This window comes from Streptomyces sp. NPDC006925 (assembly GCF_042869575.1).
In the GTDB taxonomy this organism is placed as follows: domain Bacteria; phylum Actinomycetota; class Actinomycetes; order Streptomycetales; family Streptomycetaceae; genus Streptomyces.
Genome location: NZ_JBIAGB010000018.1, coordinates 77,517 through 102,937, shown reverse-complemented (window position 1 = coordinate 102,937; position 25,421 = coordinate 77,517). Strand labels below are relative to the sequence as shown.

16 protein-coding genes and 1 pseudogene are annotated in these 25,421 nt (G+C 70.8%); 13 read left to right on the top strand and 4 right to left on the bottom strand.

The window, feature by feature from the left end; translation table 11 throughout:
* Positions 1–55: 55 nt before the first annotated feature.
* Positions 56–1,591 carry a M1 family metallopeptidase gene (locus ACFYNS_RS22870; RefSeq protein ID WP_388604799.1) on the top strand — a complete coding sequence of 512 codons (1,536 nt, stop codon included), beginning with the start codon at positions 56–58 and terminating at the stop codon, positions 1,589–1,591.
* A 219-nt stretch (positions 1,592–1,810) separates the two neighbouring features.
* Positions 1,811–3,310 carry a GTPase HflX gene (gene hflX, locus ACFYNS_RS22865; RefSeq protein WP_360303272.1) on the top strand — a complete coding sequence of 500 codons (1,500 nt, stop codon included), beginning with the start codon at positions 1,811–1,813 and terminating at the stop codon, positions 3,308–3,310.
* Positions 3,311–3,415: 105 nt separating this feature from the next.
* On the opposite strand, the gene ACFYNS_RS22860 is transcribed toward hflX, so the two are convergent.
* Both ACFYNS_RS22860 and ACFYNS_RS22855 read right to left on the bottom strand, forming a co-directional pair.
* The gene (locus ACFYNS_RS22860; RefSeq protein WP_388604797.1) at positions 3,416–4,618 is read right to left on the bottom strand and encodes a trypsin-like serine peptidase; all 1,203 of its coding nucleotides are present in this window, start codon (positions 4,616–4,618) and stop codon (positions 3,416–3,418) included.
* Between the two features lie 75 nt (positions 4,619–4,693).
* Complete coding sequence (locus ACFYNS_RS22855; RefSeq protein ID WP_360303276.1) at positions 4,694–5,911, bottom strand: trypsin-like peptidase domain-containing protein; 1,218 nt, start codon at positions 5,909–5,911, stop codon at positions 4,694–4,696.
* A 290-nt stretch (positions 5,912–6,201) separates the two neighbouring features.
* On the opposite strand from ACFYNS_RS22855, the gene ACFYNS_RS22850 reads away from it, so the two are divergent.
* The 4 genes from ACFYNS_RS22850 to ACFYNS_RS22835 all read left to right on the top strand — a co-directional run bounded on the left by ACFYNS_RS22850 (position 6,202) and on the right by ACFYNS_RS22835 (position 13,159).
* Positions 6,202–8,160, top strand: a complete 1,959-nt coding sequence (locus tag ACFYNS_RS22850; protein ID WP_388604795.1) for an IucA/IucC family protein — start codon at positions 6,202–6,204, stop codon at positions 8,158–8,160.
* 343 nt (positions 8,161–8,503) lie between these two features.
* The gene (locus ACFYNS_RS22845; RefSeq protein WP_388604838.1) at positions 8,504–9,145 is read left to right on the top strand and encodes a GNAT family N-acetyltransferase; all 642 of its coding nucleotides are present in this window, start codon (positions 8,504–8,506) and stop codon (positions 9,143–9,145) included.
* A gap of 72 nt (positions 9,146–9,217) precedes the next feature.
* Entirely contained in the window at positions 9,218–11,020 is a 1,803-nt protein-coding gene (locus ACFYNS_RS22840) for an IucA/IucC family protein (protein ID WP_388604793.1), read from the top strand.
* 150 nt (positions 11,021–11,170) lie between these two features.
* The gene (locus tag ACFYNS_RS22835; RefSeq protein ID WP_360290247.1) at positions 11,171–13,159 is read left to right on the top strand and encodes an ATP-dependent DNA helicase; all 1,989 of its coding nucleotides are present in this window, start codon (positions 11,171–11,173) and stop codon (positions 13,157–13,159) included.
* A 212-nt stretch (positions 13,160–13,371) separates the two neighbouring features.
* Here the strand turns inward: ACFYNS_RS22835 and lexA are convergent.
* Positions 13,372–14,049 (bottom strand): annotated as a pseudogene (gene lexA, locus ACFYNS_RS22830) (transcriptional repressor LexA); the annotation flags it as partial.
* A gap of 887 nt (positions 14,050–14,936) precedes the next feature.
* On the opposite strand from lexA, the gene nrdR reads away from it, so the two are divergent.
* The 7 genes from nrdR to ACFYNS_RS22795 all read left to right on the top strand — a co-directional run bounded on the left by nrdR (position 14,937) and on the right by ACFYNS_RS22795 (position 22,986).
* The gene (nrdR, locus tag ACFYNS_RS22825; protein WP_360290243.1) at positions 14,937–15,593 is read left to right on the top strand and encodes a transcriptional regulator NrdR; all 657 of its coding nucleotides are present in this window, start codon (positions 14,937–14,939) and stop codon (positions 15,591–15,593) included.
* Between the two features lie 164 nt (positions 15,594–15,757).
* Positions 15,758–18,652 (top strand): vitamin B12-dependent ribonucleotide reductase, encoded by a 2,895-nt coding sequence (locus ACFYNS_RS22820; protein ID WP_360290241.1) that lies wholly within the window; start codon positions 15,758–15,760, stop codon positions 18,650–18,652.
* A gap of 404 nt (positions 18,653–19,056) precedes the next feature.
* On the top strand, positions 19,057–19,665 hold the full coding sequence (locus ACFYNS_RS22815; protein WP_388604790.1) for a YdbC family protein: 609 nt from the start codon (positions 19,057–19,059) through the stop codon (positions 19,663–19,665).
* Positions 19,666–19,680: 15 nt separating this feature from the next.
* Complete coding sequence (locus ACFYNS_RS22810) at positions 19,681–20,340, top strand: histidine phosphatase family protein (RefSeq protein WP_360290237.1); 660 nt, start codon at positions 19,681–19,683, stop codon at positions 20,338–20,340.
* A 12-nt stretch (positions 20,341–20,352) separates the two neighbouring features.
* Positions 20,353–21,369 carry an ADP-ribosylglycohydrolase family protein gene (locus tag ACFYNS_RS22805; protein ID WP_360290235.1) on the top strand — a complete coding sequence of 339 codons (1,017 nt, stop codon included), beginning with the start codon at positions 20,353–20,355 and terminating at the stop codon, positions 21,367–21,369.
* 205 nt (positions 21,370–21,574) lie between these two features.
* On the top strand, positions 21,575–22,252 hold the full coding sequence (locus ACFYNS_RS22800; RefSeq protein ID WP_360290233.1) for a ribonuclease HII: 678 nt from the start codon (positions 21,575–21,577) through the stop codon (positions 22,250–22,252).
* A gap of 113 nt (positions 22,253–22,365) precedes the next feature.
* Positions 22,366–22,986: a hypothetical protein gene (locus tag ACFYNS_RS22795; protein WP_360290231.1), complete on the top strand. Its 621-nt coding sequence runs from the start codon at positions 22,366–22,368 to the stop codon at positions 22,984–22,986.
* Between the two features lie 205 nt (positions 22,987–23,191).
* Here ACFYNS_RS22795 and ACFYNS_RS22790 read toward each other — a convergent pair whose 3' ends face one another.
* Positions 23,192–25,384, bottom strand: coding sequence for a DEAD/DEAH box helicase (locus ACFYNS_RS22790; protein WP_388604787.1), 2,193 nt, complete (start codon positions 25,382–25,384; stop codon positions 23,192–23,194).
* Positions 25,385–25,421 lie beyond the last annotated feature (37 nt).

The window sequence follows — 25,421 nt, the reverse complement described above, 5'->3', positions numbered from 1 at the left end:
GTGGCGACGCCCCGAGCCCGGGGGCAACGGGCCCGCTCGCTGGTAGCGATCCTGCATGGCCCTCACAGCCCTCACCCGCGCATCGGCCGGACGGCGCCTCGCCGTGGCCGGCACGGTCGCGGCCACCGCGTTCGCCCTGGTCGGCGCAGCCCTTCCGGCGCCCCGGCCGGTCGGCATCGGCGACCATCTCTTTCCGCAGCTCGGCAACCCCGGCTACGACGTCCGCAGCTACGACATCTCCTTCGACTACAGCGGTGACAACAGCAAACCGCTCAGGACCCGCACCGTGATCGACGCACAGGTCACCGACGGGCCGCTGGAACGGTTCAACCTGGACTTCGCCGCCGGCGACGTACGGTCCGTGCACGTCAACGGGCAGTCAGCGGAGTACGCGCGGGCGGGCGAGGACCTGGTGGTCACCCCGGGGGCGCTGCTGCACCACGGTTCCTGGCTGCACATCGAGGTCCGCCACACCAGCGACCCCACCCGGAAGAACGGCGGCTGGGTGCGCACCGCGGACGGCCTCGCCATGGCCAACCAGGCCGATGCCGCACACCGGGTGTTCCCCTCCAACGACCACCCGTCGGACAAGGCGATGTTCACCTTCCGGGTGCGGGCCCCGCACGGGCTGACCGTCATGGCCGGCGGGCTGCCCGCCGGCCGCACCCGGGCGGCGCGCGAGACGGTCTGGACGTACCGCTCGGGGCACCCGATGGCCACCGAACTGGCGCAGGTGTCGATCGGCCGCTCCGCTGTCGTGCGTTCCACGGGACCGCACGGGCTGGCCCTGCGACACGTCGTCCCCGCCCGGCAGCGCAAGGCTCTGGAGCCCGTACTGCACGAGACCTCCCGGCAGATCTCATGGATGGAGCGGCGCGCCGGGCAGTACCCGTTCGAGACCTACGGGGTGCTGGCCGCCGACGCGGACTTCGGCTTCGCGCTGGAGACGCAGACTCTCTCGCTCTTCGAGCAGAACCTGCTCTCCTCCCGGCAGGTCCCGGACTGGTACCGGGAGTCACTGATGGTGCACGAACTGGCGCACCAGTGGTATGGCGACAGCGTCTCCCCGCACCGCTGGACCGACCTGTGGCTGAACGAGGGGCACGCGACCTGGTACGAGTGGGCCTATGCGGAGAAGCGCGGCGGCATCCCGGTGGAGAAGCGGATGCGGGCGTCCTACGAGCAGTCCGACACCTGGCGCGAACGCTACGGCGCGCCCGCTGCGCTCCTCCCCGCGCGCACGAGCGGGAAGATCGAGCTCTTCACCCCGATCGTGTACAACGGCGCCGCCGTGGTGCTGTATGCGCTGCGTGAACACATGGGCGAGCAGGCGTTCGCCCGGCTGCAGCGCGCCTGGCCCACCCGGTACCGCGACTCCAGCGCCACCACCGCCGACTTCATCGCGCTGGCCGGCGAGGTGTCCGGCCAGGACCAGAGCGCGTTCCTGAAGAAATGGCTCTACGGGAAGACCACCCCGCCCATGCCCGGGCACCCGGACTGGAAGCAGCAGCCGCCGCCGAAGCGCCCGGCCGGAAAGGCGCGCGCGAGCACGGCGAGGTCTCTCGAGCGGGCGCGCGCGGGCGGACGGTAGCGCCCCCGCCGCCCCCTCACGGCCCCCGGGCCGGTCCGTCCGCGCCCACCGGCCCGTGCGAGGGACGGCAAATACGGGTGACGCCGCTGCTGCGCCGTGCGACCATCCTTGTGTCCGTGTGGCGCGGCGCCGCAGGCCGAGGGCCTGCTCGCGCCGGGAATCTTCCGCGCCGCTGCGGCGTTGTTCCGTAGGCAACAGTCCGCCGACCTAAGGATCCACTTGACCCACTCCTCTTCCCTTCCACAGAACGGCCAGCGCACCGCCAAGACGAACCGCCGAGCCGGCGCCCTGATGGAAGAGGACGTCGCTCTCGGTCATGGGTTGGACGAAAACCGTGACGGTGAGCAGTTCGACCGCTCGGAGCGTGCGGCACTGCGCCGCGTGGCGGGTCTCTCCACCGAGCTGGAGGACGTCACCGAGGTCGAGTACCGGCAGCTGCGCCTCGAGCGCGTGGTGCTGGTCGGCGTCTGGACATCCGGCACGGCGGACGACGCGGAGAACTCCCTCGCCGAGCTGGCGGCTCTCGCCGAGACCGCGGGCGCGCTGGTGCTCGACGGAGTCGTCCAGCGCCGGGACAAGCCCGATGCGGCCACCTACATCGGCTCCGGCAAGGCCGCGGAGCTGCGGGACATCGTCCTGGAGACCGGCGCCGACACCGTGGTGTGCGACGGCGAACTCACTCCCGGCCAGCTCATCCACCTCGAGGACGTCGTCAAGGTCAAGGTCGTGGACCGCACGGCACTGATCCTGGACATCTTCGCCCAGCACGCCAAGTCCCGGGAGGGCAAGGCGCAGGTGGCACTGGCGCAGATGAACTACATGCTGCCCAGGCTGCGGGGCTGGGGACAGTCGCTCTCGCGGCAGATGGGTGGCGGTGGCTCCGGCTCGGCGGGTGGCGGCATGGCCACGCGTGGTCCCGGTGAGACCAAGATCGAGACCGACCGGCGGCGAATCCGCGAGAAGATGGCGAAGATGCGCCGGGAGATCGCGGAGATGAAGACCGGCCGCGACGTGCAGCGGCAGGACCGGCGGCGCAACAAGGTGCCGTCGGTCGCCATCGCCGGATACACCAACGCGGGCAAGTCCTCGCTGCTCAACCGCCTCACCGGCGCGGGCGTGCTGGTGGAGAACGCACTGTTCGCCACCCTGGACCCGACGGTGCGCAAGGCGGAGACCCCCACCGGCAGGGCCTACACGCTGGCCGACACGGTCGGTTTTGTCCGCCACCTCCCGCACCACCTGGTGGAGGCGTTCCGCTCCACCATGGAGGAGGTCGGTGACGCCGACCTGATCCTGCACGTGGTGGACGGGGCACACCCCGCACCGGAGGAGCAGCTGGCCGCAGTGCGCGAGGTCATCCGCGAGGTGGGCGCTGCCGAGGTGCCCGAGATCGTGGTCGTCAACAAGGCCGACGCCGCCGATCCACTGGTCCTGCAGCGGCTGCTGCGCACCGAGAAGCACGCCCTGGTCGTCTCCGCCCGCACCGGGCAGGGCGTCGACGAGCTGCGGGAGCTGATCGACAACGAGCTGCCGCATCCCTCCGTGGAGCTGGAGGTGCTGCTTCCCTACACCGAGGGCAAGCTGGTCTCCCGGGTGCACTCCCACGGCGAGGTCCTCTCCGAGGAGCACGTCGAAGAGGGCACTCTGCTCAAGGCACGGGTGCACGAGGAACTCGCGGCGGAGCTGCGCGGGTTCCAGCCGCTGGCCGCTCGGCCGTAGCAGCGCGTACCGCACGAGAGCGAGGGCCGTCCCTCCCGGAGACCGGGAGGGACGGCCCTCGTCCGATGTGCGCCGGGCGCGCCGGTCCCGGCGCGCCCGACAGAGTCAGCCTTTCTTGCTCGCGGCGTCGAGGACCGCCTTGGCGGTCGCCCCCAGCCGCGGTCCCGCCAGCCAGGTGGCCGGGTGCGGGCCGATGGAGTTGACCGAGATCAGCTCGGGCTTGCCGCCGGAGCCCTTGATCAGCCAGGCACCGCCGGAGGAACCGCCCGTCATGGTGCAGCCGATGCGGTACAGCGCGGGCTGCTGCGGGTCGATCGTCAGCGCGCCCGGACGGTCGGTGCAGGAGTACATCCTGGCCCCGTCGAAGGGCGGAGCCGCCGGGTAGCCGTAGTTGCTGACCCCCTTGATACGGGAGGACGAGGGCGCGTGGAAGTTGACCTTGATGGCGTTGCCGACGGTCTCCTCCAGCGACTTGCCCGACTTGTTCACCGGTTCCACTCGCAGCACCGCGAAGTCCTGCTGGGAGCCCCCGCCGCCGGACTTGGCGCCCTTCTGGATCCAGTAGTTGCTGGTCTGGGCCCACTTCACCCACCACTGGCCGTACGGCGCGACTTCCTGCGGCGGTGCGCTGTTGACCGCCGGCATGGAGCGGCCCTTGTCGTTGAAGGCCGGGACGAAGGTGATGTTGCGCAGCCAGCCGCCGCTCCTGCCGGAGTGGACGCAGTGCCCGGCGGTGGCCACCAGGTTGGACTTGCCCGGGTGCCGCGGGTCCTTGACGACCGTGCCGGAGCAGACCATCGGGCCCTCCGGAGTGTCCATGAAGACCTTGCCGGCCGGGGCCGCGTTCCGCGTGTACGGAGTCTTCACGGCCTGCGCCTTGACCGGGCGCGGTTCCGCCGTGTTCGCGGCGCCGGAGGTGCTCTCGACGTCCTTCGGGACGTTCTTCTCGTTGTCCTCGGCCTTCTTCATCCGCCCCAGGTCCCAGTGGCCCTTGATGTAGGGGTTGGCGAAGTCCTCGGCCTCACGCACCCACTGGTCCTTGTCCCAGTCCTTCCAGGCGCCCTTCTTCCACCCGTCCAGGTCCTTCATCGACGTGGGCAGGTCCTTGGGCAGCTTGTCGGGGAGGCCGATCCTGTCCTTCCCGCCGTCGCCGCCCTGAGCGGATTCGGAAGCGGCGGGCTTGGCGTCCGCCTTCTTGCCGGAGTCGTCGCCCCCCGAGCAGGCGGTGGCGGTGAGGGCGAGCGTCGCCGCGAGCGCGGCGGTGACCAGCACCGGACGCCCGCGTCCGGCCCTGCGTATGCGTGGCATGATCCGGGGTCCCCCTGAGGATCCGTACGAGAGGTGCGCCTGGGGCGCACGGCGTTCTTCCGGTCGCATCGGCGCTCAGGCCTCCTTGCTGACCGTGTCGAAGACGGCCTTGGCCTCCTTGCCGAGGCGGGCACCGGCCAGCCAGTCGGCGGTGATCGGACCGATGGAGGTCACCGAGAGCAGCCGGGTGCCCGAGGAGTCCAGCCAGGGGCCGCCGGACGAACCCGCCGTCATGGTGCAGCCGATGCGGTACATCGAGGGCTGCTGCGGGTCGATCGTCAGCCGGCCCGGCTTGTCGTCGCAGCGGTACATCCGGGAGCCGTCGAAGGGCGGTGCGGCCGGGTAGCCCACGGCGCCGAGGCTCTTGATGGACTTGACCCGCGGTGTGGTGAAGGTGGCCTGCAGCGCGCCACCGGCCTTCTCCTCCAGCGAGGCGCTGCTCTTGTCCTCGGGCTGGACCTGGAGCACGGCGAAGTCCTGCTGGGCGCCCTTGCCGCCGCGCTCGGCGCCGTTCTGGATCCAGTGCTTGGTCGTACGGGCGCGCTTGGCCCACCAGATGCCGTCCGGGGCGACCTGGCTCTGCGACGCGGTGGCGAGTTGCTTGTTCGACAGCCCGGTGGGGTTGTAGTCGGGCACGAAGACCACGTTGCGGTACCAGCCCTTGCCCGCCCCGCCGTGCACGCAGTGTCCCGCGGTGGCGACCAGGTTGGACTTGCCCGGATGGCGCGGGTCCTTCAGCACGGAGCCGGAGCAGACCATGGCTCCCTTCGGCGTGTCCATGAACACCTTGCCGACGGGCAGATCGTCCTTGGTGTAGGGCGTCTTGACCCCGGTGGCCTTGACCGCCTCCGGCTTCGGGTCTGTGACACCCTCGTCCTCACCGGTGCCGTCGCTGCCGCCGCTCGGGCGGTCGTCGAGGTCCGAGTCGTCGACCTTGCGGTCGTTCCCGTCCGCGTCCTTCATACGGTCCGGGTCCCACAGGTCGTCGATGATCGGGTTGAAGAACTCCTTGGCTTCCTTGAGCCACTTGTCCCGGTCCCAGTTCTTCCAGGCGCCGTTCTTCCAGGCGTCCAGATCGTCCAGGGAGGTCGGGAGGTCCTTCGGGAGGTCGTCGGGGAGCCCCAGGTCCTTCTTGGCGTCGCGGCTCGCCTCCTGCGAGGAGGCCGAGTCGGCCTTGGCGTCGGCTTTGTCGTCCTCCGGGCCGCAGGCAGTGGCAGTGACCGCCAGCACGGCGGCGACCGCTGCCGCGGCCAGCGCCGGACGGCGCCGCGCGGACCTGGCTATCGATGGCATCGCTGAACTCCCCCTGAAGTGGATCTCGTGCCTGTTGACTTGTCATGCACCTCGCCGGGTGAGGGCGGCCCCCACTATGCCCGGTGGTGTTCGGGACGGGCACAGCAGGGTCCGCGGTTCCCCGGGGCGCATGACCTCCACACGCGCCCCCGAGTGCTCCGCATTCCACAGCGACCGTCGAGGGAACGTCACGCAGGCCGTGATCGAGGGTCCTTCACCTCGTTGGTACGTACGGGGGACAGTGGCTCGCTGCCCGGCGCGCCCGGTCGACACCAGCGGAGGAGACTTCAGTGAACGCGCGCTCCGGAGCCGACGAGCCGACGGAACAGGTCCGTCGGAGGCTCGCCGACCTGATCGAGCCGACGGTCCCCCAGCAGGAGCGGCGTCTCGCGCCTTCCGACCAGGAGCCCCCGGAGCACCACGCATGTCGGCCGCGCCGCGATCCGCTGGAACACCCGGATCCCCGCGCGGCGGCCGACGCGGCCGCAGTGGAGAACCTGCTGCGCTGCTGGGTCCGCGAGACCGCCCCCGAGGCCCCCCGGGACGGAGTGCTGCGCATCCCGCTGTCCGCCAGCGGCACCGCGCTGCTGATTCCGGTACGGCACTGGTCGCCCGTCGGCTGGCACCGTTTCGACCCGCCGCACCTGGAGGGTGCGCCGGATGCCGCCGCCCCGCTGCAGGCCGTCGCGGTCGCCGCCCTGATCGGACGCGAGGCCGCGCACCCCGACCGCGACCCCGGCTCCGCCGGGGAGGTGGCCGAGGGCGCGGGAGCCGCGGAGAACGCCGCGCTGGTCGGCCGGGTCGCCGACTCCGTGCAGCGCACCGCGCGGTTCCTCGCGGACAGGCGCGACCATCCCGCGCCCCCACCCGGCACCGGCCCGTTCCTCGACGGCGAGCAGGCGCTGCTCTTCGGCCACCCCCTGCACCCCACCCCCAAGAGCCGCGAGGGCCTCTCCGACGCGGAGGAGGGCGCCTACTCGCCCGAACTGCGCGGCAGTTTCCCCCTGCACTGGATGGCGGTGCACCGTTCGGTGCTCGCGGGGGACTCCGCCTGGACCGACCGCGGCAAGCCCGTCCCCGTCACCCAGCTCGCGCTGCGCCTGAGCGGGCGCGCACTGGCCGGCCGCCTCCCCGAGGAATGCGTACCGGTACCCCTGCACCCGTGGCAGGCCCGGGAAGTACAGCACAGCCGCGTGGTCCGGGCTCTGCTGGACGTCGGACTCCTGCACGACCTCGGCCGGACGGGGGAGAGCTGGAGCCCCACCTCCTCGGTGCGCACCGTTTTCCGGGCGGACAGCAGTGCGATGCTCAAGCTCTCGGTGGGGCTGCGCATCACCAACTCGCGCCGCGAGAACCTCCGCAAGGAACTGCTGCGCGGCGTGGAGATGCACCGGCTGCTCCGCGGCGGTCTCGGCCGCGCCTGGCGCGCCGCCCACCCCTGCTTCGACATCGTGCGCGACCCGGCCTGGCTCGGCGTCGACGTCCCCGGTGAGGGACGCGTGCCCGGATTCGACACCGTCGTACGGCACAATCCCTTCGGCGCGGGCGAGGACGCCGTCTGCGTCGCCGGACTGACCGCGCCCGTCCCCGCCCCGCACGCATCCGGAAACCCAGGCTCGTCCAGTGCGTTGCTCTCCCGGCTCGGCGCCGTGGTGCACGCGCTCGCCCGGCGCACCAGGCGGCCGGTCGGCGCGGTGGCTGCCGAATGGTTCCTGCGCTATCTGGACACGGTGGTGGGGCCGATCCTCTGGCTGGACGCACACGGGGGCATCGCCCTGGAAGCCCACCAGCAGAACACCCTCGTACTGCTGGACGCACACGGCTGGCCCACGGGCGGACGCTACCGGGACAACCAGGGGTACTACTTCCGCACGTCGCACCGGGACGCACTCACCCGCCAGCTGCCCGGCCTGCAGCTGGGAGTGGAGAGCGACACCTTCGTCGCGGACGATGTCACCGACGAACGCTTCGCCTACTACCTGGGCATCAACAACATCCTCGGCCTCATCGGCGCGTTCGGTGCCCAGCAGCTCGCCGACGAAACGGTGCTGCTCGCGGCGCTCCGTCGCTTTCTGCAGGACGCGGCACGTCAGGACCCCGCCTCTCCGCTGCCCGCGCTGCTCCTCGACTCCCCGACGCTGCGCTGCAAGGCGAACCTGCTCACCCGCTTGCACGGCATGGACGAACTCGTGGGTCCGGTCGACACCCAGTCCGTCTACGTCACCCTCGACAACCCGCTAGCCCCCTGACCCCCCGGCCTCCGGCCCCCGCAGGAGAGGAGACGTCGTCATGCCGCACCCTCAGCCGGGCTCCGCGCCGCCTGCCGGTACCGCCGAAGCGGAACCGGTGGAGCCAGGCTCCGGAACCCGCAGCGACGATCCCCTCACCGCCTCCTACCGGGACCCTGACGCCGCCGCGCACCGCTCAGGTCGGCCGCGGCCGCACCGCGCCGCGGCCGCACCGGACCGGACCGCTGCCGCGTCCCACGCCGCTGCCGGCGGTTCGGAAGCGCATACTGACGCCGAGGCGGACGGCCCCGCACCGCCCCCCGCCGCACGAGGCGCGGGAGCACCCGCCGGCGTCCGCGTCGAGGTGGACGCCGCAGGTCCGGCCGCTCCGGCCACGGAACCCCGCACCGACGGGAACACCGTCCCTCGGCGTGCGGATCTGCTCGACGCCCCCGGAAGCTGGCCCGCGGTCCCGACCCGGGCCGGCCTCTTCCGGCTCGTGCCGGTCGGGCTCCCCGGCGACCTGCCGCTGCTCACCGGCTGGATGAACGACCCGGTGGTGGCCGCCTTCTGGGAGCTCGCCGGACCCGAACGGGTGACCGAGGCGCATGTGCGGCCCCAGCTGGACGGCGATGGGCGCAGTGTTCCCTGTCTCGGGATCCTCGACGGCGTTCCCATGAGCTACTGGGAGCTCTACCGTGCCGACCTCGACCCGCTCGCGCGGTACTGCCGGGTGCGGCCGCACGACACCGGGGTGCACCTGCTCCTCGGCGGAGCGGCGCACCGCGGAAGGGGCCTGGGCACGCTGCTGCTGCGCACGGTCGCCGACCTCGTCCTGGTGCAGCGTCCCCGGTGCACGCGCGTCCTGGCCGAGCCCGACGTGCGCAACGCCCCCTCACTCGCCGCGTTCCTCGGCGCAGGGTTCCGGCGAAGCGCCGAGATCGCGCTCCCCGGCAAGCGCGCGGCCCTGATGGTGCGGGACCGCGAGCCGCGCCGCGCGCTCTGACCCGGTGGCCGCTGCCGTGTGCCGTGTGGCCACCGCCATCTGAATCCACGCCTCCCGCAAGGAGCAACCTCCGTGTCCCGAACCTCCTCCTCGTCCTCCTCACATGACGTAGCCCCGCTATCCGTCCCCGCCGGCCTCGAGAGAGGGCCGGATCACTGGACCCGCGCCTCCCGGCAGCTGCTGGCCAAGCTGATCGCCGAGTTCTCCTACGAGGAGATCCTCCAGCCGCAGGCCGCGCCCGGTGGCGCGCCCGGCTGCTACGCCCTCCCGGTGGACGAGGAGCTCACCGTCCGCTTCCGGGCCCGCCGTGGCGCCTACGGGCACTGGAGCGTCGACGCCTCCTCCCTGGAGCCCGCTCCGGATCCGCTGACCTTCGTCTCCCGGGCCAGGTCCCTGCTGGGGCTCAGCGGCGAGACGGCCGGCCACTACCTTCGCGAGCTGACCGCCACACTCACCGCGGACGCGGCGCTGCTGTCCTCCGAACTGCCCGCCGCCGCTCTCGCCTCGCTGGGCTACGCCGAGCTGGAGGGGCACATGACGGGACACCCCTGGCTGGTGGCCAACAAGGGACGGCTCGGCTTCTCCGGCCGCGACGCCGCGCACTGGGCGCCCGAGGCCCGCACGGCGCAGCCGCTGCCCTGGCTCGCCGTGCACCGGCGGCTTGCGCAGTACCGCGGTACGCCGCGGCTCGCCGACGCGGGGGAGCTGTACGCACGCGAGCTGGGCCAGGAGACGCTCACCGCGTTCCGGGAGCGGTTGATCTCGCGCGGACTGGCGCCCCAGGACTACCTCTGCATGCCCGTGCACCCCTGGCAGTGGGACGAGACCGTCGTGCCGCTGTTCGCCGCGCAGGTGGCGGCGCAGGAGATCCTTCCGCTGCCGACCGACGGGGACATGCGGCTGCCCCAGCAGTCCATCCGTACGTTCCTCAACGTCAGCAGGCCCGACAGGCACACCGTCAAGCTGCCGCTCGCCATCCTCAACACGCTCGTCTGGCGCGGCCTGCCGACCGACCGCACACTCGCCGCGCCGTCCGTCACCGGCTGGGTGCAGGGACTGCGGGACCAGGATCCCTTCCTCGCCGAGGAGTGCCGGGTCATTCTGCTGGGCGAGGTCGCCTCGGTGGGTGTCCCGCACCCGGTGTACGAGCCGCTCGGCGACGTGCCCTACCAGTACCGCGAACTGCTCGGCTGCATCTGGCGCGAACCCCTCGCTCCGCTGCTCGACTCCGACGAGCGGGCCCGCACGCTCGCCTCGCTGATCCACACCGACGCGGACGGCAACTCCGTCACCGGCGAGCTGGTGGCGCGCTCGGGCCTGGAGCCCCGGATCTGGCTCAGGCATCTGTTCGCGGCGCTGCTGCCGCCGCTGCTGCACTTCCTGTACCGCTACGGCACCGTTTTCTCGCCGCACGGGGAGAACGCCATCGTCGTCTTCGACGAGCGCGACGTCCCGACCCGGCTGGCGATGAAGGACTTCGTGGACGACGTCAACGTCAGCGCCGAGCCGGTTCCCGAGCTCGACTCCATGCCGGTGGACGTCCGGGGGGTCCTGTTGAGCGAACCTCCCACATTCCTGACGCAGTTCATCCACTCCGCGCTCTTCGTGGGGGTCTTCCGCTATCTCGCCCCGCTGTGCGAGGTCCAGCTCGGGGTGAGCGAGCGCGATTTCTGGTCACTCGTACGGTCCGAGATCGACCGCTATCACGCCCGCTTCCCGGTGCTGAAACCCCGGTTCGAGACGTTCGACCTGCTGACGCCGCGCATCGAACGCCTCTGCCTCAACCGCAACCGTCTGCACGCCGACGGCTACCGCGACAGGTCCGAGCGCCCGCACGCGGCCGTGCACGGGACGGTGCGCAATCCGCTGCACTGAGGACGGATCCTCTCGCCGACCGGACCCGGCGTCCCCATCCGGACACGGAGCGCTCTCGCTCGGGCCGACCCGGTCGTGGCCGGAAGGAATCGTGCAGGCAGGGAAGCAGCCGAGCGGAGTGTCGGTGGCGCCGCGTAAGGTGTCGGGTCTATGAGCAAGCCCGCCGTCACCGAACTCCTCCAGGCCGCCGTCATCGCCGTCAAAGGCACGGAACGCCCAGGTCAGGCCGCCATGGCCGAGGCAGTGGCCGAGGCTGTCGAAGACGGCCGCCATCTCCTCGTGCAGGCGGGCACCGGGACCGGGAAATCCCTCGGCTACCTGGTCCCCGCACTGGCCCACGGGGAGCGGGTGGTGGTGGCCACCGCCACACTCGCGCTGCAGCGGCAGCTGGTCGAGCGCGACCTGCCGCGCACCGTCGAGGCCCTCCAGCCGCTGCTGCGACGCCGCCCGGAGTTCGCCATGCTCAAGGGGCGGTCGAACTACTTGTGCCTGCACCGGCTCCATGAGGGAGTGCCGCAGGAAGAGGAGGACGGCCTCTTCGACCCATTCGAGAGCGCGACCCCCACCTCCAAGCTCGGCAAGGACCTGCTGCGGCTGCGCGACTGGTCGGACGAGACGGAGACGGGCGACCGGGACGACCTCAAGCCCGGTGTCTCCGACCGCGCCTGGGGCCAGGTCTCCGTCTCCTCCCGCGAGTGCCTCGGAGCGTCCAAGTGCGCCTACGGTGCCGAATGCTTCGCGGAGGCCGCCCGGGAGCGGGCCAAGCTGGCCGACGTGATCGTCACCAACCACGCACTCTTGGCCATCGACGCCATCGAGGGCGCCCCCGTGCTCCCCGGCCACGAGGTGCTGATCGTCGACGAGGCGCACGAGCTGGTCTCCCGCGTCACGGGTGTGGCCACCGGCGAGCTCACTCCCGGCAGCGTCAACCGCGCGGTGCGCCGCGTCGCCAAGCTGGTGGACGAGAAGATTGCCGATCAGCTCCAGACCGCCTCCGAGACCTTCGAACGGCTGATGGAGCTCGCCCTGCCGGGCCGACTGGAAGCCGTGCCGGAGGACCTGGAGTACGCCCTGATGGCGCTGCGTGATGCCGGGCGCAGCTGTCTCAGCGCACTGGGCAACACACGTGACTCCTCGGTCCAGGACGAGGACGCGGTCCGCAAGCAGGCCAAGGCGGCGATCGAGAACATCCACGATGTCGCCGAACGCATTCTGGAGCACTCCGAGTTCGACGTCCTCTGGTATGAGCGGCACGAGCGGTACGGAGCGTCACTGCGGGTGGCACCGCTCTCCGTCTCCGGGCTGCTGCGCGAGAAGCTCTTCACCGACCGTTCTGTCATCCTGACCTCCGCCACGCTCAAACTGGGCGGGGACTTCAACGGGGTCGGCGCCTCACTCGGCCTCGCACCGGAGGGGATCAGGGGGACCGATGCGGAAGGGAAGAGCGACGACCAGGTACCCGTGTGGAGCGGGCTGGATGTCGGCTCCCCGTTCGACTACCGCAAGCAGGGCATCCTCTACGTCGCCGGACATCTGAATCCCCCCGGCCGGGACGTCCAGCGCAGCGACATGCTCGACGAGCTCGCGGAGCTGGTGGAAGCGGCGGGCGGGCGCACTCTGGGGCTCTTCTCCTCCATGCGGGGCGCGCGGGCTGCAGCCGAGGAACTGCGCGGCAGGCTGGGGCTCCCGATCCTGCTCCAGGGCGAGGAGACGCTCGGCGAGCTCATCAGACGTTTCGCCGACGATGCGGAGACCTGCCTGTTCGGGACCCTGTCCCTGTGGCAGGGCGTGGACGTCCCGGGGCCCAACTGCCAACTGGTGGTGATGGACAGGGTGCCGTTCCCGCGCCCTGACGATCCACTGATGAGCGCCCGGCAGAAGGCCGTGGAGGAGTCCGGCGGCAACGGCTTCATGGCGGTGGCGGCCACGCACGCGGCGCTGCTGATGGCCCAGGGCGCCGGCCGGCTGGTCCGCGCGACGGGGGATCGAGGTGTGGTCGCGGTGCTGGACCCGCGGCTGGAGCGAGCGCGCTACGGCGGCTTTCTGCGGACTTCCATGCCCGATTTCTGGTACACGACGGACCGCAACCAGGTCCGCCGCTCCCTGTCGGCCATCGACGAGGCAGCCAAGAAGGCGTAGGCGAGTCGCCGGACTGCGCGAGTTGCGGGAGCGGAGCGCGTGGGCCGGGGTTCTGGTGCCGTTTCAACGTGCTCTGCGCCGGCACGACGGCGGGCCGCCGGTCCCGGGGGTGGAGGGAACCAGCGGCCCGTAGCCTTCGGTCGGCGGCGAGGTGGCGCAGTGCCCGAGCTTCCGGCCGCCTCGCCCCTGTCGGTCGTACGCCGGTGCGGTGTTCAGACTCGGCGGAGGACGGCGACGACCTTGCCGAGGATCGTCGCGTCGTCGCCGGGGATCGGCTGGTACGAGGAGTTGTGCGGGAGCAGCCACACATGCCCGTCCTCGCGCTTGAAGCGCTTCACGGTGGCCTCGCCGTCCAGCATCGCGGCGACGATGTCGCCGTTCTCCGCGACGGGCTGGCGCCGGACGGTGACCCAGTCGCCGTCGCAGATCGCGGCCTCGACCATGGAGTCACCGATGACCTTCAGGACGAAGAGCTCGCCGTCGCCGACCAGCTGGCGCGGCAGCGGGAAGACGTCCTCGACCGACTCCTCGGCGAGGATCGGACCGCCCGCGGCGATACGTCCCACCAGCGGGACGTAGGAGGCGGACGGCTTTCCGGCGGTGTCGGTCGCCGCCTGCGTGCTGCTCGGCGCGTCGGAACCGCGCACCTCGTAGGCGCGGGGGCGGTGCGGGTCGCGGCGCAGAAAGCCTTTTCGCTCCAGGGCCATCAACTGGTGTGCCACCGAGGAGGTGCTGGAGAGCCCGACGGCCTGACCGATTTCGCGCATGGACGGCGGGTAGCCGCGCCGCTGCACCGAATCGCGGATCACCTCGATCACCCGGCGCTGCCGATCGGTGAGTCCCGAACTGTCCGCGCGGATGCCTGGAGGTCGCCCTGGAAGCGAGCGCTTCGCTTGTTGGCCGTCCTGGATCTCCCCGTTCATGGCGTCATTCACCGGCTGAATTTCGTCAATGGGCTGAGCTGTTGCCTGAGCTGCGCGGTTCTGGGAGGTGATGGTGGCGCTGTCTGCAGTCGTGGTCACGTCGGCCCCTCTCGAGAAGTTCTCCCTAGCTGGACAACGGTAGTTGGTTTCGAAAGGTTGCGCCAAACACACGTTCGAGTGAAAATCCGCAGTTCACCTGACTTCTACCGCTCGATGGGTGTATAGGTCGCGACATCCGCTCGGCAGGAGCGGGGGTGTTCCGGAATGCCCGCAGCTCTCCCGCGCATTCGCGGTTCGGCGTGTCATCCATTCGTGCCCGCGCCGCTCCTGTCACAGCCGGTGTTCCCCGGACGGTCCCGCCGCCGCGGCGCCGACTGGGTGGCCGACCGTGCCTCGGCGTGGCGATTTCCAGCCGTTTTCCGCCGCCGTCTGTCGCTGTCCGTAATCGCTGCTCTCGGTGAACCCCTGCCCTCGAGGCGCGGCGGGTCCGGGCCCCGTTGCCGCCGCTCTTTCGCGCCGCCGCTCGTCCTCCCGCGCCGCCGTCCCGGGGGCGGTGCGCCGCCGCTGTCCGGCACAGTCTCGCAGGCGTGCCCCAGGGGCTCTCCGGCGGCCCGCTTCGCGTAGGGTCGTGGGCTGCGCCGGACGGCGACACGCGTCGTGACCGTCTTGCCTCTCGGCTACCAGATCTAGTGGTTTGATGAGCGAACGCCACCAGAAGTTGTGTCCCCGGGTGCTCGTGCCGTGGGGATGTCGCCTATGCTGGAGGCCAGTCGAGGGGCCCCTGTGACGGGGGTGCCGCGACGTGATCAGTTATGCACGGTGAGGGCTCTGCGGGCCCTGGGAGGGTGGAAACGATGCATTGCCCCTTCTGCCGGCACCCCGACAGCCGTGTGGTCGACAGCCGTACGGCCGACGACGGAGCTGCCATCAGGCGTCGCCGCCAGTGCCCCCACTGCTCCAGGCGCTTCACCACTGTCGAGAACGCGTCACTCACGGTGATCAAGCGGAGTGGTGTCACCGAGCCCTTCAGCAGGGACAAGGTGATCGCGGGAGTGCGCAAGGCGTGTCAGGGGCGCCCCGTGACCGAGGACGCGCTGGCCCAGCTCGGGCAGCGGGTGGAGGAGGCCGTCCGGGCCACCGGGAGCGCGGAGTTGTCCACGCACGACGTCGGACTGGCCATACTCGGCCCGCTCCAGGATCTCGATCTAGTCGCCTATCTGCGCTTCGCCTCGGTCTACAAGGCGTTCGAATCCCTGGAGGACTTCGAGGCCGCCATATCCGAACTGCGCGAGGTGCAATCGCTCGCCCCCGGGGCTCGGGCGGACGAAGCCGCCGGTGAGTGCGAGGGGGCCGAGGGGGCCCGGGCGGGCAAGGGGCGTGCAGCCGGGGGAGAGGCGCGGGTGCTGCCCGAGGTGCCGCCGCCCGCCGTCGGGGGAGACCCGGCGGCGGGACCCCGGGCGGGACAGGCGCGCGGGGGCGAGGGCGCCTCCGCCGCTGCCGCCGCCGACTGAACGGCAGGCCGCTCCGCGGCGCGCGGCCGGCAGGCCGGGGTGGGTCCTCGGCACACACAGAGACCTGGCCTGGACACGCACCGTGTCCGGGTCATCAGACAGGCACAGCTCTCGGGGAAGAACCGGGGCATGTTGGGGCGTTATGCCCCACACAGGGAGGCGGAATGACAGAGACGACGAGTGGCCCGGCACGCGGCTCCCGCGCAAAGGGCGGCAAGGCGAAGAGCGGACTGCGTATCGAGCGCGTCCACACGACCCCCGGAGTGCACCCGTACGACGAGGTGAGCTGGGAGCGCCGCGACGTCGTCATGACCAACTGGCGCGACGGCTCGATCAACTTCGAGCAGCGTGGCGTCGAATTCCCCGACTTCTGGTCGGTGAATGCGGTCAACATTGTTACGAGCAAGTACTTCCGCGGCGCGGTGGGCACCCCTCAGCGGGAGAGCAGCCTCAAGCAGCTCATCGACCGCGTGGTGAAGACCTACCGGGCGGCCGGTGAGAAGCACGGGTACTTCGACTCCCCCGCGGATGCGGAGATCTTCGAGCACGAACTCGCCTATGCCGTGCTGCACCAGATCTTCGCGTTCAACTCCCCGGTGTGGTTCAACGTCGGGACGAAGCAGCCCCAGCAGGTCAGTGCCTGCTTCATCCTGTCCGTCGACGACTCCATGGAGTCGATTCTCGACTGGTACAAGGAAGAGGGCATGATCTTCAAGGGCGGCTCGGGTGCCGGCCTGAACCTCTCCCGTATCCGCTCCTCGAAGGAGCTCCTCTCCTCCGGCGGCAACGCCTCGGGGCCCGTCTCCTTCATGCGCGGCGCCGACGCCTCCGCCGGGACGATCAAGTCGGGTGGCGCGACCCGCCGCGCCGCCAAGATGGTCGTCCTGGACGTCGACCACCCGGATGTCGAGGCGTTCATCGACACCAAGGTCAAGGAGGAGGAGAAGATCCGCGCCCTGCGCGACGCGGGCTTCGACATGGACCTGGGCGGCGACGACATCGCCTCCGTCCAGTACCAGAACGCCAACAACTCGGTCCGGGTCAACGACGAGTTCATGAAGGCCGTCGAGGCCGGTTCCAACTTCGCGCTGCGTGCCCGGATGACCGGTGAGGTCGTCGAGGAGGTGGACGCGAAGAAGCTCTTCCACAAGATGGCCGAGGCCGCCCACGTCTGCGCCGACCCCGGCATCCAGTACGACGACACGATCAACCGCTGGCACACCTCGCCGGAGACCGGCCGGATCACCGCCTCCAACCCGTGCAGCGAGTACATGCACCTGGACAACTCCTCGTGCAACCTGGCCTCGCTCAACCTCATGAAGTTCCTGCGCGACGACGACCAGGGCAACCAGTCCTTCGACGCGGAGCGCTTCGCGAAGGTGACCGAGCTGGTCATCACAGCGATGGACATCTCCATCTGCTTCGCCGACTTCCCCACCGAGAAGATCGGCGAGACCACTCGTGCCTTCCGTCAGCTGGGCATCGGCTACGCCAACCTGGGTGCGTTGCTGATGGCCACCGGACATGCCTACGACAGCGACGGCGGCCGCGCGCTGGCCGGTGCCATCACCTCCCTGATGACCGGCACTTCGTACAAGCGCTCGGCCGAACTCGCCGCGGTGGTCGGCGCCTACGAGGGGTACGCCCGCAACGCCGAGGCGCACCGGCGCGTCATGAAGCAGCACAGCGACGCCAACGACACGGCGCCCCGCACGGACGACCTGGACAGCCCGGTCTGGGCCGCGGCCACCGAGGCGTGGCAGGACGTGCAGCGGCTCGGGAAGAAGAACGGCTTCCGCAACGCGCAGGCCTCGGTGCTGGCCCCCACCGGCACCATCGGCTTGATGATGGACTGCGACACCACCGGCGTCGAGCCCGATCTGGCCCTGGTCAAGTTCAAGAAGCTCGTCGGCGGCGGCTCGATGCAGATCGTGAACAACACGGTCCCCAAGGCCCTCAAGCGCCTCGGCTACCAGCCCGAGCAGGTCGAGGCGATCGTCGAGCACATCGCCGAGCACGGCAACGTCGTGGACGCGCCCGGCCTCAAGCCGGAGCACTACGAGGTCTTCGACTGCGCCATGGGCGAGCGGTCCATCTCCCCGATGGGGCACGTCCGGATGATGGCCGCAGCCCAGCCGTTCCTGTCCGGTGCCATCTCCAAGACGGTCAACATGCCTGCGAGCAGCACCGTCGAGGACGTCGAGGAGATCTACCTCCAGGGGTGGAAGCTCGGTACCAAGGCGCTCGCCGTCTACGTCGAGAACAGCAAGGTCGGCCAGCCGCTGTCGGCGAAGGCCAAGGAGGAGAAGAAGGCGCAGGCTCCCGAACCGGAGAAGGTCGTCGAATACCGTCCGGTCCGCCGCCGGCTGCCCAAGGGCCGCCCCGGCATCACGACCTCCTTCACGGTGGGCGGCGCCGAGGGCTACATGACGGCCAACTCCTACCCGGACGACGGTCTCGGTGAGGTCTTCCTCAAGATGTCCAAGCAGGGCTCCACCCTGGCGGGCATGATGGACGCCTTCTCGATCGCCGTCTCCGTCGGCCTCCAGTACGGGGTCCCGCTGGAGACCTACGTCTCGAAGTTCACCAACATGCGCTTCGAACCGGCCGGTATGACCGACGACACCGACGTGCGGATGGCCCAGTCGATCGTCGACTACATCTTCCGCCGTCTGGCGCTGGACTTCCTCCCCTTCGAGACCCGCTCCGCGCTGGGTATCCACTCGGCCGCCGAGCGCCAGCGCCACCTGGAGACGGGCTCCTACGAGGCGACCGAGGACGAGTTCGACGCGGACGCCCTGGCCCAGTCGGCTCCCAAGGCCGAGCAGGCGGCGGCCGCCGAGGAGGCCAAGGACAGCAAGGACGAGCAGCGCACGGCCACCGAGCCGGAGGCTGCCGCCCCGGCCCCGCGCGAGGCGCACAACTCCACCGAACTGATGGAGATGCAGCTCGGCCTCAACGCCGACGCCCCGCTGTGCTTCTCCTGCGGCACCAAGATGCGCCGCGCGGGTAGCTGCTACCTCTGCGAGGGCTGCGGTTCGACCAGCGGCTGCAGCTGACAGCGGGCGGGTCCGACGTCCTGCGGAACCTCGGGGATCCGCTGCTGAGACCGTCGGCCTGCACATGAGAGAGGGAGTCGGCCCGGGGCCGGCTCCCTCTCCGCTGTACCGGCTTCTGCTGTACCGGCCTGCGGCGCCGCTGCTCAGCGCCGTCGAGATGCCGCTGTCGCATGCGGTCGACACGGCTGTTGCGGAGCGCGCATCGCGGGAGAGAGGAGCGCGGTTGTCGGTGTCGGCCTCGCCCGTGACGGTCCGCGGCGTCGTACCTTCCGGCCCGGACCTCCGATCCCCGCCAGGTGATGGCGGGCCGACGGCCACGGGAGCGTCACCGCACATCAGTGCGGTGCACGCCTGTGCGTTCGGACCGGTCCGAGGCGTCACCGGGATGGCCGTACGATAGCGCGGTGCTGGTCAAGTGGATGCGCTGCACGGTCGTCAACCGCCCGGGATTCGCGCGGGCACAGCGAAAGTGGGCGGGGCTGCTCGGTGAACCCGGCTTCCGGGGGCAGGGCGGGGGATGGAGCCGGGCCCGGGACGGGGTCGTGCACCTCTTCGGCTTCTGGGAAAGCAGGGCCTTCTACGACTCCTTCATGGCCCGCTCGCACGACCGGCTGCACGCCTCCCAGCTCGGTACCTACAAGGAGATGCAGGTCAGGCTCTTCGATTACCGTTTCGACGTGAAGACCGGCTTCCGTCCGGTCTTCACCGACGCGGACCTGCTGCGGGTGGCCCACTGCCGGGTGCGGCCCGAGCGGATCGAGCACTACATGCTCATGCAGGAGAAGGTGTGGAACCCTGCGATGGCCGGTTCGCCGGGCATGCTGCGCGGTGTCTTCGCGCAGGCGAACACGGAGGACGAGTTCCTCGTCCTGTCGATGTGGAACTCCACCGCCGAATACGGAAAGTATCGAGCTGAGCGTGTGGAGCGGTTGGCCCTGCGTGCCCGGACCGGGGCCGACCTCGCCCGCGTCACCGGCGACGTCATCGACCTGGAGCCGTCGTGGACCGTCTGACCTAGGGTGGAACCCATGGCACGTCCTCGCCGAATCGTCCTGCTCCGCCACGGAGAGTCGGAGGGAAACGCCGACGACAGCATCTACGAACGCGTGCCCGATCACGCACTGCCACTGACCGAGCGCGGTCGGCGGCAGGCGGAGGAAGCGGGCAAGCAGCTCCGCGAGATCTTCGGCGAGGAACGCGTCTCGGCCTTCGTGTCCCCCTACCGCCGCACTCGGGAGACACTCGCCGCGCTCGGGTTCGATCCGGCCCGGATGCGGGTGCGCGAGGAACCCAGACTTCGCGAGCAGGACTGGGGAAACTGGCAGGACCGGGACGACGTCCGCCAGCAGAAGAAGTACCGCGACGCCTACGGGCACTTCTTCTACCGCTTCGCCCAGGGCGAATCCGGCGCCGACGTCTACGACCGGGCCGGAGCCTTCCTGGAGAGCCTGTGGCGCAGCTTCGAAGCGCCCGACAATCCGCCGAACGTCCTGCTGGTCACGCACGGACTCACGATGCGGCTGTTCTGCATGCGCTGGTTCCACTGGACGGTGGAGGAGTTCGAATGCCTCTCCAATCCGCGCAACGGCGAGACCCGCGCCCTCCTTCTCGGCCCTGAAGGCCGCTATCACCTCGACCGCCCCTTCGAACGCTGGCAGGACCCCCGCCCCTACGGAACCCGCCGCTAACATCGTCGGGACATGAGTGCTCTCCCATCCGACCCCACCCGCGCCGAGCGGCTCTCCCGCGCCCTTGCCGCCCTGCGCGGCCTGGCCGTGGGCGACGCATTGGGCTCCCAGTTCTTCGTCCCCGCCAACCTCACCTACCTGCGCCGTCGGGAACTGCCTCCGGGAAACTGGCAGTGGACCGACGACACGGAGATGGCAGCCTCCGTGGTCGCCGTACTCGCGGCGCACGGTCGCACCGACCAGGACGCGCTGGCCGCCTCCTTCGCCCGGCGCCACGACTTCGACCGCGGCTACGGCCCCGCGGTGAACCGGATGCTGCGCCTGATCCGCCAGGAGGGCGGGGACTGGCGGGAGTTGGCGGCCTCCCTCTTCGACGGCCAGGGTTCCTGGGGGAACGGCGGCGCCATGCGGGTCGCCCCGCTGGGCGCATGGTTCGCGGACGACCCGGAACGGGCAGCGGACGAGGCCGTACGCTCCGCCGAGGTCACCCACCGGCACCCCGAGGCTGTCGCGGGCACCCGAGCGGTGGCTGCGGCGGCCGCCCTCGTCGCCGGTGCGGAGCACGGTACTCCCGCCGTGCCGGGAGGGGCCGACCGCGGTACCGAGGCCGGCACGGCGCGGACGGCGGATGCGGGCAGCGCTGAACCCGCCCCGACGCCGCTGAGTGCCGAGCGCCTGCTGGCCCGGGTCCAGGAACTCGTCCCGCGCAGCGCCGTGCAGGCGGGGCTGCGCCGCGCCGTGGATCTGCTCGACTACGCCGATGTGGGCACGGTCGCGGCGGTTCTCGGCTGCGGCCGGCGCACCAGTACGCAGGACACGGTTCCCTTCGCGCTCTGGGCCGCTGCCCGGAACCTGGGGGACTTCCGGGCGGCGCTCTGGGCGACCGCGAGCGCCGGTGGTGATGTGGACACCACATGCGCGATCGTCGGCGGGATCGTGGCAGCCGCCGGTCCTGGGGCGGCTCCTCCGCGGGAGTGGCACGAGCGAACGGAGCAGTTTCCCTCCTGGCTGCTGGAGGCGGTGCGCTGATCCCGGCTGCTCGCCACGGCGGGCCACACGCCGCCCGGACCGGAGGCCGCGGTGCGTCACTTCTGGTTTCGTGGACGCTCCGTCACTGCTCCACCGCCTTCCGCGATCACCGGCGCCGGTTTCCGGACTCTTTCCGAGTTCGGGGCCGACTTTGTCGGACTCCCCTGAACTCACGGCCCCCGCAGCGGATACGCTGGTTATTGCCATGCCGTACGAGTCTCCAACCCATCGCGTCGAGCGTTCGCTCCGCGCCACCACCGGCGCCAAGATCGTCGCCGGAGTGGACGAGGTCGGCCGTGGAGCCTGGGCGGGACCCGTCACGGTCTGCGCCGCGATCACGGGTCTGCGTCGTCCTCCCGCCGGTCTCACCGATTCCAAACTCATCCCCGAGCCCCGCCGCAGTGAGCTCGCCGAAGAACTCGTCAGTTGGGTCAGTGCCTATTCCCTCGGTCACTCCACCCCGGAGGAGATCGACGCGCACGGCATGACGGCTGCCCTTCGGCTCGCCGCCGTCCGAGCCCTGGACGGCCTGCCCGAACGCCCCGATGCCGTGATCCTCGACGGCAAGCACGATTACCTCGGAGCACCTTGGCGGGTGCGGACCGTGATCAAGGGCGACCAGTCATGCGTCGCCGTCGCGGCCGCTTCTGTCATCGCCAAGGTGCGCCGTGACGCGCTGATGGCCGGACTCGCCGCGGAGCACGCCGAGTTCGCATTCGAGGACAACGCCGGGTATCCCTCACCCGTCCATCGGGCCGCTTTGGAAAGCAGCGGCCCCACCCCCTACCACCGGCTGTCGTGGGCGTATATGGATGCCCTGACCCGCTGGAAACACCTCAAGCGCAACCGGAGCGAGCCCACAGAACAGATCGGCCTCTTCTGAACCGGCACAGCCGGACGGCGCCGTCACGACGTACTGGACCTCCGTCGCGGGAATATCCGCGCAACCGGTACCCGCTGATACGCCTGTTTCCGTCATTTGATAGACAACACCTCATGCCTCTCACTCCCGAGGAGCCACAGATTTACGAGAGCGTCCCGGGCACCCGCGCTTCAGCGGGAGCATCCCGAACTCCGCAGGCATCCCGCACCGCAGCGCCGGTTCCCGGCCCCCGCCAGGCACCGCGCCCCGCGCCGCCGCGCACCGACAGCAAGGGCCCCAACACACCGGGCCGCCCCGGCGGCCCCCAGCAGGGCGGCAAGCCGTCCACCCCGGCCAGGTCCCCCGCCCCGCCCGCCACGGCCCGCATCCACCTGGTCGCGGCTACCGATGCGACGGCGGTGGAGGTCGCCGACGAGACGGTCGACAAGCTTCTCGACGAAGGCCGGGCCCCCGGCGAGATCCTGCTGCTGACCACCGGCGGCCAGCATCCGTGGGCGGAGCACGAGCTCTCCTTCGGTGAGGACTCCTACTGGCGCCAACTGACCGACGCTGAGGACGTCTTCTGCGCCCACGCCTCTTCCGTCGCCCGTACCGCCCAGCGCGCCATCGTGCTGCTTGCGGTCAACGGCGGCACCGACTCCGAGGCGACCGCGGCGCTGCCCGCAGCTCTGGAGAAGGCAACCGAACAACTCATCGTCTGCGGCGATCCCGAGCGCGTACGCGCACTGCTGTGATCTCTGCCCTCGCCACGGCGGTGTCCGGTCCGAGGAGCGGCCGAGGCGAGTCCGCAGCCTGCCCGGTCGCGCCGGGGCCGGTCGGCGCCTGCAGCGGCCGGCACCGGCGCCGTCCCTGAACCGCGCTCCCGCGCCGCCTCGGACCGACGGTGCGTGCGGCGGCCGTCGGCCCGGTCGGCCCCTTTCGTCCGGTCGTTCCGTGGGGTCAGTTCTGGGTGGCGAGGACCAGCGGCAGCACCTCCTTGGCACCGGCCTGCCGGAGCATCCGCGCGGCCACCGCGATCGTCCACCCCGTGGCGGTGTAGTCGTCCACCAGCAGGACCGGCCCCTCCAGGGCTGCGAGGGATTCCGCCAGCTCCGGGGGCAGCGTCAGCGCCTCGTGGACAGCGCGCAGCCGCTGGGCGCCGTTGCTGCGCGCGCCGTTCAGCATCCCGAACTCGTCCTCGCAGGTGATCGCACCGAGCAGCGGAATCCGGCCGATGTCCGCGATCCGTTCCGCGAAGGACCGCACCAACTGCGGGCGGGTCCGGGAATCGACCGCCACGACGCCGGCCGGCCGCTCCGGTGCCTCCCCGCCACCTCCCGAGGACCAGCCATCAGGGCCCTTGGCCCAGTCCGAGAGAACTGTCACCGCGCCGCGCAGCACATCCTCAGGTACCGGCCCATCGCCGCCCTGTTCGGCCAGCAGGGGCCGCAGCCGGTTTCCCCAGCCGATGTCGGAGAGACGTCCGAGGGCCCTGCCGGCTGACGCCTGCTGCTGCTGGGGGATCCGCCCCTTGAGATCCAGGCCGGCAGCCTGCATTCCGGTGGGCCACATCTTCCGCGGCTCGATCCGCACCCCGGGCCTGTTCAGCTCCCCGCGAGCGGCCACCACGAGCGACTCGTCGACCTCCGGGCTGAATCTGCTGCCGGCGCAGTTGTCGCACCGTCCGCATGGTGCCGCCGACTCATCGTCCAGCTCTCGCCGCAGATATTCCATCCGGCAGTCGGACGTCTCGGTGTAGTGGCGCATCGCCCGCTGCTCGGCCTGTCGCTGTCGCTCGACCCACTCGTACCGGTCGGCCTCGTAGTGCCAGGGCCGGCCGGTGGCGACCCATCCCCCCTTGACCCGCTGCACCGCGCCGTCCACATCGAGCACCTTCAGCATCACCTCCAGGCGGGAGCGGCGCAGCTCCACCCGGGGTTCCAGGGCAGGCAGCGACATCGGGGTCTCGGAGGCCGCCAGAACCTCCAGGGTCCGCCGCACCTGCTCCTCCGGAGGGAAGGCCAGCGAGGCGAAGTAGCGCCAGATCGCTTCGTCCTCCTTGCCGGGAAGCAGCAGCACCTCCGCGTGCTCGACGCCGCGGCCCGCACGGCCGACCTGCTGGTAGTAGGCGATGGGAGAGGAGGGCGAGCCCAGGTGGACCACGAAACCGAGATCCGGCTTGTCGAAGCCCATGCCCAGAGCCGACGTCGCCACCAGGGCTTTGACCCGGTTGGCGAGGAGATCGCCCTCGGCCGCCTCGCGGTCGGCGTTCTCCTGGCGGCCCGTGTAGGAGGCCACCTCGTGTCCGCACTGGCGGAGGAAGGCCGTCACCTCCTCGGCGGCCGCCACGGTGAGGGTGTAGATGATGCCCGACCCCGGCAGGGATTTCAGATGCTCTCCCAGCCAGGCCAGGCGGTGCGGGGCGTCGGGCAGCCGCAGGACACCGAGGCTCAGGCTCTCCCTGTCCAGGGATCCGCGCAGCACCAGGGCGGGGGACGCCCCGGCGTCGGTGCCGTCGTCCGCCGCCCTGCCGGTACCGAGCTGCTCGGCGACGTCGGCCGTGACCCGTGCATTGGCCGTGGCGGTCGTCGCGAGAACCGGGACACCCGAAGGCAGCTCGGCGAGTATGGTCCGCAGCCGTCGGTAGTCCGGACGGAAATCGTGGCCCCAGTCGGAGATGCAGTGCGCCTCGTCCACGACGAGCAGACCGGTGGACGCGGTGAGGCTGGGCAGCACATGATCGCGGAAATCCGGATTGTTGAGACGCTCCGGGCTGACCAGCAGCACGTCGACCCGCCCGTCGGCGATCTCGGACTCGATGGTCCGCCACTCCTCCGGGTTCGCCGAATTGATCGTACGGGCCTGGATCCCGGCCCGGGAGGCTGCCTCCACCTGGTTGCGCATCAGTGCCAGCAGCGGCGAGACGATCACCGTCGGACCTGCACCGCGCTTGCGCAGCAGCGCGGTCGCCACGAAGTAGACCGCCGACTTCCCCCAGCCGGTGCGCTGCACGACCAGCGCTCTCCTCCGCTCGGCGACCAGTGCCTCGATGGCCCGCCACTGGTCCGTGCGCAGCCGGGCCGTCCCTTCGCGGTCGCCGACAAGATCGGCGAGCACCGCGTCGGCGGCCTGCCGCAGCTTCGTATCACTCATGCGTCCATGCAACCCGATGCCTCGGACATGTGTGGAA